Origin of the sequence: Methylobacterium sp. J-090 (assembly GCF_022829345.1) — a bacterium.
In the GTDB taxonomy this organism is placed as follows: Bacteria; Pseudomonadota; Alphaproteobacteria; order Rhizobiales; family Beijerinckiaceae; genus Methylobacterium.
This window is the reverse complement of the sequence record NZ_JAKSXV010000085.1, coordinates 1-12,760: the sequence shown is the minus strand read 5'-3', so window position 1 is coordinate 12,760 and position 12,760 is coordinate 1. Positions and strand designations below refer to the sequence as shown.

Sequence of the window (12,760 nt, the reverse complement as noted above, 5' to 3'; positions counted from 1 at the left end):
AACCAAGTCACGGACATCAACGCACCGTCATTCCATACAATGATGAAGATCTATCGCATGACCGTGCGAACGACATGCTATGACATTTAATAAAACATGAAGCGAAAACATGATAAAATATAATCGTTTCGAATTGACAGGACTTCTGCAAAAGTAAATGAATGGTGAAATTAGTAAGAAAATGGGTTTTCACTTAGTTATGGGTGTATTAGGTTTATATTTCATTCCGCTCGTATCGTTCGTGCGCAGGAGGGTAACCCTGACCCCGCAAACTGATCGGCGCTGAGCGCAAGTTTTTTGGGATCCTGAACCCTGAAGGAGGGTGGATGCCATGCCTCGCAAACCCTTCACGAACGAACAGAGCGCTTTCGCCCTCAGGCAGGCGGAGCACGGTACAACGGTGGACGAGGTCTGCTGGAAGATTGGTATGTCCGGGCCGATTTTTTATCGCTGGAAGAAGCAGTTCGTCGGCATGGGCGTGCCGGAGAAGTGGTTCTGCCAGCGCCAGACTGCGGTCTTGGACACGCCCGCCTCACGCGTGATCGCGTGCGTCCCGAGCCCTCAGTCGCTCACCTGCACGATAAGGGCGCGCCAGAGGTGCTTCTACGGCGTGTTTCGATCCGCAACTAGTGATTCGAGTCGACGTCGATCCGAGGTGGAGAGCGCAAAAGAGATATCACTTCGCATCCCGCCAAATCCGCAGGACAGAACTCAAACCGAAACACCCAACGAACTCGACCGTCAGGGCTCAACCACTAGGAAGGTCCGCTTCCCGGCAGTTTGGTGGACAGAGATCTATGGCCGGAACGGGTGCGGGCCCTGTAAAAGCGCCGACGCCCTCCAATATTGGTGAACATTTTCCCAACAACAAATATTCATGGGGGGTGAAGAATGGTTTTGGCGCCATTTGGATGCATATCACGCCGGAACTCATGGTATCAGAGAGAATTTCTTTCTATTGCTCTCTCGTTCTCACGGAACCTCGATGTTTTACTGCCTGTCCGCTTTGGTTCGGTGTTTAGCTCTATTTGGATGTTGCCGTCTCAGATTCGAGGGTACGCTCTTTTAGCAGCTCATCGACCTCAGCGTCCGGCAACCCCTTGCCCTGTGGTCTTCCAAGACCACTGGTCAGGATCGAAAAACCGTTCGGTGGAGCATCATGCCTTGATCCGTGTGCGGACCCAGTTGATGACACCGCCCTCCAGGAGGATCTCGATCTGTCGCGGAGAGAGGTCGTGGCGCAACCGGATTCCATCCTTGCCGCCACTTAGGGTGGCTTGGACTTCGTTGCCGTTGGAGAGCGCTCCGGACACATCCTCGATTTCGATGACATCGCCGAGTTCGAGCCGGTCGTAGTCGGCAGGGTCCACGAAGGTAAGCGGGAGCACGCCGAAATTGATGAGGTTCTGCCAGTGAATCCGGGCGAAGCTCTTGGCCAGCACCGTTTCCAACCCGAGGTAGCGCGGCGCCAGCGCCGCATTCTCCCGGCTCGACCCTTGTCCGTAATTGCTACCGCCGACGATGGCGTGTCCGGCGCGCTCCCGCCCGCCCTGTTTCGTACGCCCCGGGTAGGTATCGTCGAGGGGTTCGAAGGTGAATTCCGACGTCTTGGGGATGTTCGACCAGTAGGGCATCACCCGCGCGCCCGCCGGCATGATGTCGTCGGTCGAGATGTCGTCGCCGGTCTTCAGGAGCACCGGCACCCGGATTGAGGCTCCGAGCTTGCCGAGTTCGGGAAGCGTCGTGATGTTCGCGGACTTCTCGAGGGCGACCTCCCGCGCCTCCGCCTCCGGCAGGGGCGCCAGCAGCATCGTCGCGTTGCCCCGTACCATCTCCGGCGTCCCGATCTGGGGATAGGGGATCCTGAGGGTGCGCGGATCGGTGATAACGCCGGTCAGGGCGGAGGCGGCGGCGGTCTCCGGGCTGCATAGGAACACGCTGTCCTCGCGCGTGCCGGAGCGGCCGGGGAAGTTGCGTGGTACGGTCCGGAGGGAGTTCCGGCCTGAAGCCGGGGCCTGGCCCATGCCGATGCAGCCGTTGCAGCCGGCCTGATGCACCCGCGCGCCGGCATGGATGAGGTCGGAGAGGTGTCCGTCCCGGATCAGGGTCTCCAGCACGATACGGGTCGAGGGGTTGATGTCGAACGACACCCGGTCGTGGGCCTGACGCCCCCTCACGATGGCGGCGGCCATCGCGAAATCGCGGTAGCCGGGATTGGCCGACGAGCCGATGTAGCTCTGGTAGATCTCGGTGCCCGCGACCTTCGAGACCGGCACGACGTTGCCGGGGCTCGACGGCTTGGCGATCATCGGCACGAGGGTCGAGAGGTCGATCTCCTCGTGGTCGTCGTAGGTACAGCCGTCGTCGGCGGCGAGCGGCACCCAGTCGTCGCCCCGGCCGACGCCGTCGAGGAACGCTTTCGTAGCTTGATCCGACGGGAAGATGCTCGTGGTCGCGCCCATTTCCGCGCCCATGTTGGCGATGACGTGCCGGTCCATGGCGGTCAGGTGGTCGAGGCCGGGACCGTGATACTCGATGATCCGGCCGAAACCGCCCTCGACGCCGTGACGCCCGAGCATGGTCAAAATCACGTCCTTGGCGCTGACCCAGTCCGGCAGGCGGCCCGTCAGGCGTACGCCCCAGACGCGCGGCATGCGCAGGTTCAGGGGTTGGCCGGCCATGGCCAGGGCCACCTCGACGCCGCCCGCACCGAAGGCAAGCATACAGAGCGAGCCGGCGGCCGGGGTGTGGCTGTCGGAGCCGACCATGGTCTGCCCCGGCTTTCCGAAGCTTTGCATGTGGACGGGGTGGCTGATGCCGTTGCCCGGGCGCGAGTACCACACGCCGAAGCGGCGGCAGGCCGAGCGCAGGAACATGTGCTCGTCGGCGTTGAGATTGTCGTTCTGGACGAGGTTGTGATCGATGTACTGCGCGGCCAGGCCGACCTTCACGCGCTCGACGCCCATCGCCTCAAGTTCCAGCATGACGAGCCCGCCCAGGACGTCCTGGAGCAAGGTCTGGTCGATGGTGAGGGCGATGTCCCCGCCTGGGGTGAGGTCACCCTCCGCGAGATGGGACCGGACGAGTTTCTGGGTCAGGTTCAGGGCCACGTGGCTCTCCCGGTCGCCGTTCGATGCAGGATGGTTCGACCGGCGCCCGCCATGGGGTGGGTGTGCGCCGGTGGTGATGAGGCGTCGCGGCCCGCCGGATCAGGCTTGGCGGTCGCTGCGACGCAGGCTGTCCGGCATGGCGAACAGCGCCAGCCCGGCCGCGATGAGGCAGACCACTCCGATGGCGTAGAGCGCCGGGGTGGTCGATCCCGTCAGGTCCTTGACCCAGCCGACCGCGACGGGGCTGACGATGCCGCCGAACTGGCCCAGGGTGTTGATGAGCGCGATGCCTCCCGCCGCACCGGCGCCGGTGACGAGCTTGGCCGGGAGCGTCCAGAAGGTCGGGATCGAGGCGACGATGCCGGCGCCGACGAGGGCCAGGGCGAACAACAGGGGGACGATCTGCTTGTCGAACAATCCGGCCGCGAAGAAGCCGATGGCCGCGGCGATGGCGAGCCCCGCCACGAACTTCGGCCGTTCGCCCGAGGCGTCGGACATACGCCCGATCACGATCATGCTGATGGCACCGCAGATATAGGGAATTGCCGTGAGGAAGCCGATGGAGGCCGCCGTCCCCCCGGTCGCAGTCTTGATCAGGTCCGGACCCCAGAAATTCAGCCCGTAGGAGCCGACCTGGAGCAGGAAGTAGATGAGCCCGATCAGCAGGAACCCCGGCTGCTTGATCGCCCCCCACAGGGAATGGTCGCCGATGTCGCGGTTGTGGTGCGCGATCTTCGAGGACAGCAGATCCCTCTCGGCCGGCGTCAGCCAACGCGCGTCGGTGACCCGGTCGTCCAGACGGAAGAACACCAGCGCTCCGAGGATGAGGCAGGGCAGGCCGCCGGCGAGGAACAGCCACTGCCAGCCGGCCAGGCCCGCGAAGCCGTTGAGGCCGCCCAGGATCAGGCCGGCCACGGGCGCCCCGAAGATGCCCGAGAAGGCGGAGGCCACGAACATGAACGAGGTCACGCGGCCCCGGAAGGATGCCGGAAACCACAGGGTGAGATAGTACAGGATGCCCGGCGCGAAGCCCGCCTCCATCGCGCCGATGATGAAGCGCAGCACGTAGAAGTGCCATTCGGTGGTGATGAAGATCATCAGCGCCGTGGCGATGCCCCAGGAGACCATGATCCGGGCGATCCAGCGTCGCGCGCCGACCCGGTACAGCAACAGGTTCGAGGGCACCTCGAAGATCACGTAGCCGATGACGAACATGCTCGCGCCGAGCCCGTAGGCGACGTTGCTGAAGCCGAGGTCACTCTGGAGCTGGAATTTGGCGAAACTGATGTTGATCCGGTCGAAGAAGGCGAACATGTAGCAAACCATGATCAGCGGCATGAACCGCCACGCGACCTTGCGGACCACGCTGCTCTCGGTGATGTCCTGTGTGCCCGCGAGCGGGGTTGTCGTGGCGGCGGTCATGGTTTCCTCCTGGGATGGGGACGGGCCGTGAACGCCCTGCCCGCGTGGCGCGGGTCGTAGGCCTCACGGGCTTCCGGAGCCCTTTCTTGCGAGGGCTTCCGTCACGGTCTGGGCGTCGTTGGGCTCGGACGCGGGATAAGCGTCCCGCCGCCGGCGCGGCATGGTTCGCGCGGGCGTCAGGCCGCCTTTGGCACCGGATGCAGGTCGCAGGGCCGGCCGGCCTTGGCGACCTGTCCCGGCACGTCGTGGCCGACGAGGCGCGGCAGGTCGCGTGACAGGCCGATCAGGGCGTCGAGGTCGAGACCCGTCTCGATGCCCATCTCGTGGGCCATGCTGACGAGATCCTCGGTGCAGATGTTGCCCGTGGCGCCGGGAGCGAACGGGCAGCCGCCCAATCCACCGAGGGCGGCATCGAACCGACGCGCGCCCGCACGGTAGGCGGCGAGCACGTTGGCCAGGCCGAGCCCACGGGTGTTGTGGAAGTGCAGGGTCAGCCGCTCGGCCGGCACGACGGCCAGCGCACGTGTCACGAGCCGCTCGACTTGGACGGGGTTGGCCATGCCGGTGGTGTCGGCGAGCGTCACACCCGTGATCCCGAGGGCGAGGTAGCGTTCCACTTGTGCCATCACCTTGTCAGCCGGCTGGTCGCCCTCGAACGGGCAGCCAAAGGCGGTGGCGACCGTGGCGTTGCTCGATACGTCGGCGCCCTTCACCGTCTCCATGATCAGGGCGAAACCCTCCATCGAAGCGTCGGGGCTCATGCCCATGTTGGCGCGGTTGTGGGTCTCGCTGACTGAGGCGACGAGGTTGACCTCGTCGACCCGCGCTGCCAGGGCCCGCTCGGCGCCCTTCGGGTTCGGCACCAGGGCGACGTAGACGGTGCCAGGCCGCCGCGCGATCCCGGCGAAAACCTCGGCGGCGTCGCGAAGCGCCGGCACGGCCTTGGGCGAGACGAAGGACGAAACCTCGATGCGCGAGAAGCCAGCGGCCGAGAGCGCGTCGATCAGGGCGATCTTGTCGGCCGCCTCGACATAGCGGGGTTCGATCTGAAATCCGTCGCGGGTCGCGACTTCCTGGATCAGCATGGCGTCGGTCATCCGATGGCTCCCTCGCGGCGCAGGCGTTCGATGGTCTCGGCGTCCCGCCCGAGTGCGGCGAGGACGGAGTCTGTGTGGGCGCCGAGCGCCGGCCCCTGCCAGCGCACCGCGCCGGGGGTGCCAGACATCTTCGGCACGATGCCGGGCATCTTCACCCGGGTGCCGCCGGGGAGTTCCACGTTGAGGATCATGTCGCGGGCCTGGTAGTGCGGGTCGGCGACGATGTCGGCCACCGAGTAGATCCGGCCCGCAGGCACGTCGGCGGCGTCGAGGGCCGCCAGCGCCTCGTCGACGGTGCGCGCCCGGGTCCAGTCGGCGATCACGCCGTCGAGCATGCCGGCGACCTTCGAGCGGCCGTCGTTGTTGCGCAGCGTCGGATCGTCGGCGAGGTCGGGCCGACCGATGACGGTCATCAAGCGGCGGAAGATCGGGTCGGAGTTGCCCGCGATGACGACGAAGCCGTCGCCCCCGGTCGGATAGGTGTTCGATGGCGTGATGCCCGGCAGCGCTCCGCCGGTGCGGGTACGGATCTCGCCGAGGAGGTCGTATTCCGGCACGAGGCTCTCCATGACGTTGAACACGCTCTCGACCAGCGACACGTCGATGACCTGACCCTGTCCGCCCGCGGTCTTGACGTGCAGCAAGGCCATCAGGGCGCCGATGACCCCGTGAAGCGAAGCCAGGGTGTCGCCGATGCTGACGCCGACGCGGGCCGGCGGGCTGTCCGGGCTGCCGGTGGTGAACCGGATTCCACCCATCGACTCGCCGATGGCACCGAAGCCCGGGCGGTCGCGGTAGGGGCCCGTCTGGCCGTAGCCCGAGATGCGGACCATGATGAGCTTCGGGTTCAATTCCGAGAGCACGTCCCAGCCGAGACCGAGCTTCTCCAGACCGCCGGGCCGGAAGTTCTCGACGACCACGTCGGCGCTTCGTGCGAGATCCTTGACGAGCGCAAGGCCGTCCGGCGACTTCAGGTTGACCGCGATGGACTTCTTGTTGCGCGACTGCAAGTACCACCAGAGGGAGGTTCCCTCGTGCATCTTGCGCCACTTGCGCAGTGGGTCGCCGTCCGTCGGGGACTCGACCTTGATGACTTCGGCACCAAACTCGGCAAGCATCTTCGTCGCGAAGGGTGCGGCGATGAGCTGACCCAGTTCAAGAACGCGAATACCGGCAAGCGGGCCGGTGGCCGACGGGGCGGCTGCATTCTGCATCGGCGTTTCCTCCAACGTTGTTGGAAGATGATTTATTGTGCCGATTGTCTTGAGTCCAAACGTAATCCGCGAACCTTCATTCTCCTGAGGTGAACGCCGGCGCCCCTCCGTTACCGGGACGTCTCGTGGAGATGATCGAGGAGAAGGGATGCCGCAGGGGCCAAGGCCCCGGGTCGAACGACCAAATTCAGGGTGCGTAGGGCCCAGGGGTCCGAGAGCGCCACCGCCGTCAGGTTCATCTGCGGGCCCAGCAGCGCGTGGACGCGTTCGGGTACGACACCGAGGCCCATCCCGGCCTGGGCCATCCGGCAGATCGCATCGAATCCCGGCACGTGGATGCGCAGGCGCAGCGGGCGGCCGAGGCGTCGTGCCTCGTCGCGCAGGGTGGCGTGGATCGAGCTTTCCCGATGCAGGCCCACGTGGTCGTAGTCGAGGGTGTCGGCGAGTGCGACCGCATCGTGTCCGGCGAGCGGATGTCCTGCGGGCAGGACGAGGACGAGCCTGTCGCGGCGATAGGGAATGGGGCGGAGCGAGCGCGTGTCCGTGTTCCCGGCACAGATGCCGAGGTCGGCGGCGCCCTCCTCGACGCCGGCCACGACGCCGCTGCTCGGCCGCTCCTCCAGATCCACCCGGATGTCGGCCTGGACCGCCAGGAACGCCTGTAGGTCCTCGGGAAGGAACTGCACGATGGCCGAGAGGTTGGCCAGCACCCGTACGAAACCGCGCACCCCCCGCGCATGTTCGGCGAGTTCGAGGGTGATCTGCTCGGCGCTGGCGAGCATCCGGCGGGTGTGGTGCAGAAGCGTGTCCCCGGCCAGCGTTGGGCGCATCCCCTTGGGATCCCGGGTGAGCAATGCGCACCCGAGCAGGCGCTCCAGTTCCGCGAGGCGCTTGCTCACCGCGGACGGCGCGATGGCTGCGCGCCGTGCCGCGCCGTTGAGCGTCCCCTCCTCGCAGATCGACGCGAATAACCGCAGGGTCTTCAGGTCGAGGCGGTTCAGGTTGGACGACGTGGGTCCCACTGGCATGACCGTTCCGTTGGCGTTTCGTGGGTTGGTGGTTCTATGCCTCAGGAACCGACGAATTATGTATCTCGGCTCGAGTTCGAAGCCGTCAATGTCCTCAGGTGGATGATAAACGTCTGCCGGCCAGACTCGGCGTGACGCTTCGTGAAGCGCACTTGGACGCTCATTTTAGAACGAGGTGCTGAATGCGTAGGGCTAGCCAGATTCCAGCTCCCTTTCGCTGACCTGCGATTGTTCCACGCATGCTCTCAGCGGCATATCGGCGGCGCTACGAATGACCGCTTCCCGGCGCAGCGAGGACGCCCGTCCATGACAAAGTCGGGTCGACACCTGCTGGTCCGCTCGACAGCCGGATGGGGTAGCTTCTTGCCGGACTGCTTCAGTGAAGCGCCATTGCGGAAGCGGACCTTTCCGCGAGAAACGAAGGTCAACGGCTTCGCGCCCATGACTCGGAAGACGCCGAGCCATCACCGGACGGGCTCAGGTATCCGACAAAGCCTCGTCAAGCACCCGCGCAACGTGGCGTGCCTCGATCCCGAGCCCATCGTAGATCTGATGGCGGCAACTGGTGCCGTCCGCGACGACAAGATCGTTGATTGCCGCCTGGCGCAAGGCCGGGAACAGCGACAGCTCGGCCATGGCCAGGGAGACGTCGTGCGTGTCGACGCCGTAGCCGAAGGCGCCGGCCATGCCGCAGCAACTTGACTCGATCACCCGTACATCGAGCCCCGGCACCGCGCGCAGCGTTGCTTCCACCGCCCCCATGGCTCCGAAGGCCTTCTGGTGGCAATGGCCGTGCAGATGCGCCACCCGCCCCCGTTGATCGGCGAGCGGCAGGACGATCTGACCCGCCGCGAGATCGCCCGCCAGCAATTCCTCGAAGAGAAGGCTGGCCTTGCCGAGTTCGCCGGCCTCCGGGCCGGGTAGAAGGGCGGCAAATTCGTCGCGGAAGGTAAGGAGGCAGGAGGGCTCCAGCCCGACGATCCGGGCGCCGGCACGGACGAAGGGCAGGAGCGCATCGAGCGTCCGCCGGGCCTCCTCGCGGGCACGTTCAGTCTGGCCTGAGGCGAGATAGGTCCGGCCGCAGCACAGCGGTCGCCGGCCACGATTGGGGAAGACGCGATGCAGCCGGTAGCCTGCCGCGGTCAGCACCCGCTCGGCCGCCTCCAGGTTTTCGCGCTCGAAGGCGCGGTTGAAGGTGTCGCCGAACAGGACGATGTCGCGAAAGTCGCCGTTGACGTCGCTCGGATGGGCGGCTTCGCCCCCCTCGCTCCACGGCCTGCGCCAACGCGGCAAGGTCCGGCGCGACGAGAGACCCGCGACCCGTTCCGACAGGCGCGCGAGGGCGGGTACGCGATCGCGCAGGTTCAGCAGGGGAGCGAGCCAGGCGGCCGTGCCCGCATAGAGCGGCAGTGCGGCCACCAGCCGGTCCTTGAGCGGCAACCCGTGGCGGGCATGGTAATGGTGCAGGAACTCGACCTTCATCTTGGCCATGTCGACGCCGGTGGGGCATTCGCGGCGACAGGCCTTGCACGAGACGCACAGATCGAGCGTGCGCTTCATCTCGTGGCTTGTGAAGGCGTCCGCGCCGAGCTGGCCCGAGATCGCGAGTCGCAGCGAGTTCGCCCGGCCCCGCGTGAGGTGCTGTTCGTCCTTCGTCACGCGGTAGGACGGGCACATGGCGCCGCCAACGAGCTTCCGGCACGTGCCGTTGCTGTTGCACATCTCGACGGCCGGGCCGAAGCCGCCCCAATCCGACCAATCGAGGGCGGTGGTGCCGGGCGTCGTCACGGCATAGCCTGGCTGAAACCGCATCAGCGCGCGATCGTCCATCCGCAGGGGCCGGACGATCTTGCCGGGGTTGAGCCGGTTATCCGGATCGAATCCGTCCTTCACCGCTTCGAAGGCGCGCGTCAGGCGCGCACCGAACATCGGCTCGATGTATTCCGAGCGCGAAATCCCGTCGCCGTGCTCACCCGAATACGAGCCCTTGAACCGGCGGACCGCGACGCTCGCCTCCTCCGCGATGGCGCGCATCTTGGCGACATCGCCGCCTTGCTTCATGTCGAGGATTGGGCGGACGTGCAGGCAGCCCACCGAGGCGTGCGCGTACCAGGTTCCGCGCGTGCCGTGCCGAGTGAACACCTCCGTGACCGCATCGGTATAATCGGCGAGGTGCTCCAGCGGGACTGCGCAATCCTCGATGAAGGAGACGGGTTTGGCGTCGCCCTTCATCGACATCATGATGTTGAGGCAGGCCTCGCGGACCTCCCAAACGGATGTCTGCCGAATTGGCTCTGGCACCTCCACCACGGCGTGCGGGAAGCCGTGGTCGCTCATGCAAGCGTCCAGGCGCCTGAGATCGCGCAGGAGCGCGGCGCGGTCGTCGCCCGCGAACTCCACCAGCAGAAGGCAGTTCGGCGTACCCCGGGTGATGTCGGCGAGCGTAGTACGGAACAGCGGGATGTCGGCGCCAAGCACCAGGACGTTGTTGTCCACGAGTTCGACCGCCACGGGACCGAGATCGACGAGCGCCTTCGTCGTCTCCATGGCGGAGCGGAAGGACGGGAAGTGGCAGACCCCCATGACCCGGTGTGCCGGCAGGCGCGACAGCTTCAAGGTCACGCTGGTAGTGGCCGCCAACGTGCCTTCTGAGCCGACGAGGAGGTGGGCGAGGTTGGGGCGCGGCTCGATCAGGGCATCGAGGTTGTAGCCGCCGACCCGGCGCTGCACCTGGGGGAAGCGCGCCAGGATCTCGTCCCGCTCAGCCTCCGCCAACGCCCGCATCGCGGCGGCCAGGGCCTCGGCCCGCGCGGAGCCCGTCACGCCTGTCTGCTCGTTGCCGGTGAGGCCGAAGCCGAAGGCGCTGCCGTCGTGGAACAGGGCCTCCATGGCCAGGACATTGTCGCTCATCTTTCCGAAGCGGAGCGAGCGCGCACCGCACGAATTGTTGCCCGCCATGCCGCCGATGGTGCAGCGGGTCGCGGTGGACGGCTCCACGGGGAAGAACCAGCCATCGACCTTCACCCGCGTGTTGAGGCGCTCCAGCACCAGTCCGGGCTGCACCGTGACGGTGCCCTGTTCCGGGTCGTAGGCGAGGACCTCGTTGAAATGGCGCGCGCAATCGACCACGAGGCCGCGCCCGATCGGCTGGCCGTTCTGCGAGGTGCCGCCACCGCGCATGATGACCGGGATCTCGTGCTCGGCCGCGATCCTGAGCGTTGCCGCGATGTCGGCCGTGCTCCGGGGCAGGACGACGCCGGCCGGCATGATCTGGTAGATCGAGGCATCCGTGGCGTAGCGGCCCCGGGTGAAGGCGTCGAAGCGGGCCTCGCCCTGCAGGGCTTCCGCTAGGCGCCGGGCGAGGCCCGCATTCTGGCGGGTCGCGGCGCGGGGTGTGGTCGCTGGCTCAGCCGTGGCGGTCATGAATCATCGTCCTCGCGTGAAGCCGCGCACGGGCTCGACGGCTGGAAGTTGAAGGGGGCGGGACAGAACAGGGTGGCGGTCGAGGCGGTTGAGGCTAAGCTGCCCCTGGAATTCTGCATGCAAGCGGGTGTGCCCCATGATCGACCTGTTCAGCGACACCCAGACGCGGCCGACTGCGGGTATGCGGGCGGCCATGGCAGGGGCCGTGGTGGGGGATGAGCAGTCGGATTCCGACCCCACGACGCTGGACCTGTGCACGCGGGTGGCCGACTTGCTGGGGATGGAAGCGGGGGTGTTCATGCCGTCCGGCACGATGTGCAACCTCGTGTCGATCCTGGTGCAGACGCGGCCGGGGGACGAGATCGTCGTCGACGACCAGTCTCACATCTACAACACCGAGGCGGCCGGCTCGGCGGCCATCGCGGGGGTGTCCGTGGCGGCCCTGAAGACCCCGGCGGGGGTCTACACCCCGGAAGCCTTCGAGGCGGCGATCCGACCGGCCGCCCGCACCGCGCCGCGCTCGGCCCTGGTCTCCATCGAGCAGACCACGAGTTTTTCGGGGGGGTCGGTCTGGACCCTCGGCGACATGCGACGCATCCGGGATATTGCCCAGGGACGTGGCCTCAAGGCGCATATCGACGGTGCCCGGCTCCTGAACGCGGTGGCTGCCACCGGCATCGCGGCGAAGGACTACGCGCAAGGCTTCGACAGCGCCTGGATCGACCTGAGCAAGGGCCTGGGTTGCCCGGTCGGCGCCGTCCTGTGCGGCACGGGCGCCTTCATCACGGAGGCCTGGCGCTGGAAGTACCGGCTCGGGGGCGCCATGCGCCAGTCCGGCATCCTGGCGGCGGCCGGGCTCTACGCCCTCGACCATCATGTGGTGCAACTCACCCGCGACAACACCAACGCCGCGTTGCTGTGCGATCGGATCGCGGGGGCGCCGGGGCTCGCCATTGAGGCTGGGGCGGCGCAGTCCAACATCCTGTGCTTCTCGGTTGAGCCACTCGGGGTGACAGCCTCGGATTTCGCGAAAGCCTGTTTCCCACACGGGGTCAGGGTCCGGGCGATCGGCGCGCACCAGATCCGCGCGACCACGCATCTGGAGGTCGACGAGGCCGGCATCCTCCGGGCCGCGCAGGTGATCCGCGCCGAGGCCGAACGCTTGTTTGCGATGCGTAAATGACGATCCGGAGCGGAGGGGCCGGGCGACTGTCATGGCGACCGGTCACGCGTCTGGGGAATCAGGGGCGATGGCGGCCTCCCGTGTTGCGGCCGCCCGACGCTTGTTGCGCAGGTGCCGGAACAGGATGTCGCTGAGTTCCGGCCCGGCCCGGCGGTGCAGGGCGTCGAGGATTTCCTCGTGCTCGCGCATGGCCTCACCCCAGCGATCCCGGTCCTTGTCGAGGTTGGCGGCGTAGCGCACCCGACGCAAGCGCCCGGCGAAATTGGCGTAGGTCGTCGCCAGG

At 66.6% G+C, this 12,760-nt stretch carries 8 protein-coding genes and 1 pseudogene; 2 read left to right on the top strand and 7 right to left on the bottom strand.

The annotated features are described in order from the left end of the window. Window positions 1-331: 331 nt before the first annotated feature. Window positions 332-487: pseudogene (locus tag MKK49_RS14335) on the top strand (transposase); the annotation flags it as partial. Between the two features lie 670 nt (window positions 488-1,157). Here the strand turns inward: MKK49_RS14335 and MKK49_RS14330 are convergent. The 6 genes from MKK49_RS14330 to MKK49_RS14305 all read right to left on the bottom strand — a co-directional run bounded on the left by MKK49_RS14330 (window position 1,158) and on the right by MKK49_RS14305 (window position 11,294). Continuing rightward, window positions 1,158-3,110, bottom strand: a complete 1,953-nt coding sequence (locus tag MKK49_RS14330; RefSeq protein ID WP_244029521.1) for an aconitate hydratase — start codon at window positions 3,108-3,110, stop codon at window positions 1,158-1,160. 99 nt (window positions 3,111-3,209) lie between these two features. Beyond that, entirely contained in the window at window positions 3,210-4,532 is a 1,323-nt protein-coding gene (locus MKK49_RS14325) for an MFS transporter (protein WP_244029519.1), read from the bottom strand. Window positions 4,533-4,708: 176 nt separating this feature from the next. Beyond that, window positions 4,709-5,629, bottom strand: coding sequence for a hydroxymethylglutaryl-CoA lyase (locus MKK49_RS14320; RefSeq protein ID WP_244029517.1), 921 nt, complete (start codon window positions 5,627-5,629; stop codon window positions 4,709-4,711). After that, the gene (locus MKK49_RS14315) at window positions 5,626-6,843 is read right to left on the bottom strand and encodes a CaiB/BaiF CoA transferase family protein (protein ID WP_244029515.1); all 1,218 of its coding nucleotides are present in this window, start codon (window positions 6,841-6,843) and stop codon (window positions 5,626-5,628) included. Before MKK49_RS14315 ends, MKK49_RS14320 begins: the two co-directional genes overlap by 4 nt. 110 nt (window positions 6,844-6,953) lie before the next feature. After that, on the bottom strand, window positions 6,954-7,871 hold the full coding sequence (locus tag MKK49_RS14310) for a LysR family transcriptional regulator (RefSeq protein ID WP_244029513.1): 918 nt from the start codon (window positions 7,869-7,871) through the stop codon (window positions 6,954-6,956). 477 nt (window positions 7,872-8,348) lie between these two features. After that, the gene (locus MKK49_RS14305; RefSeq protein ID WP_244029511.1) at window positions 8,349-11,294 is read right to left on the bottom strand and encodes an FAD-binding and (Fe-S)-binding domain-containing protein; all 2,946 of its coding nucleotides are present in this window, start codon (window positions 11,292-11,294) and stop codon (window positions 8,349-8,351) included. 136 nt (window positions 11,295-11,430) lie between these two features. On the opposite strand from MKK49_RS14305, the gene MKK49_RS14300 reads away from it, so the two are divergent. Continuing rightward, window positions 11,431-12,477, top strand: a complete 1,047-nt coding sequence (locus MKK49_RS14300; protein ID WP_244029509.1) for a threonine aldolase family protein — start codon at window positions 11,431-11,433, stop codon at window positions 12,475-12,477. A gap of 42 nt (window positions 12,478-12,519) precedes the next feature. Here MKK49_RS14300 and MKK49_RS14295 read toward each other — a convergent pair. Next, the coding region (locus MKK49_RS14295) for an FCD domain-containing protein (protein WP_244029507.1) at window positions 12,520-12,760 on the bottom strand (241 nt) is incomplete at its 5' end.

Coding starts and splice junctions, on each gene's coding strand:
- MKK49_RS14320 (WP_244029517.1), bottom strand. CDS start 5,629: ATGACCGACGCCATGCTGATCCAGGAAGTCGCGACCCGCGACGGATTT.
- MKK49_RS14300 (WP_244029509.1), top strand. CDS start 11,431: ATGATCGACCTGTTCAGCGACACCCAGACGCGGCCGACTGCGGGTATG.
- MKK49_RS14315 (WP_244029515.1), bottom strand. CDS start 6,843: ATGCAGAATGCAGCCGCCCCGTCGGCCACCGGCCCGCTTGCCGGTATT.
- MKK49_RS14325 (WP_244029519.1), bottom strand. CDS start 4,532: ATGACCGCCGCCACGACAACCCCGCTCGCGGGCACACAGGACATCACC.
- MKK49_RS14305 (WP_244029511.1), bottom strand. CDS start 11,294: ATGACCGCCACGGCTGAGCCAGCGACCACACCCCGCGCCGCGACCCGC.
- MKK49_RS14310 (WP_244029513.1), bottom strand. CDS start 7,871: ATGCCAGTGGGACCCACGTCGTCCAACCTGAACCGCCTCGACCTGAAG.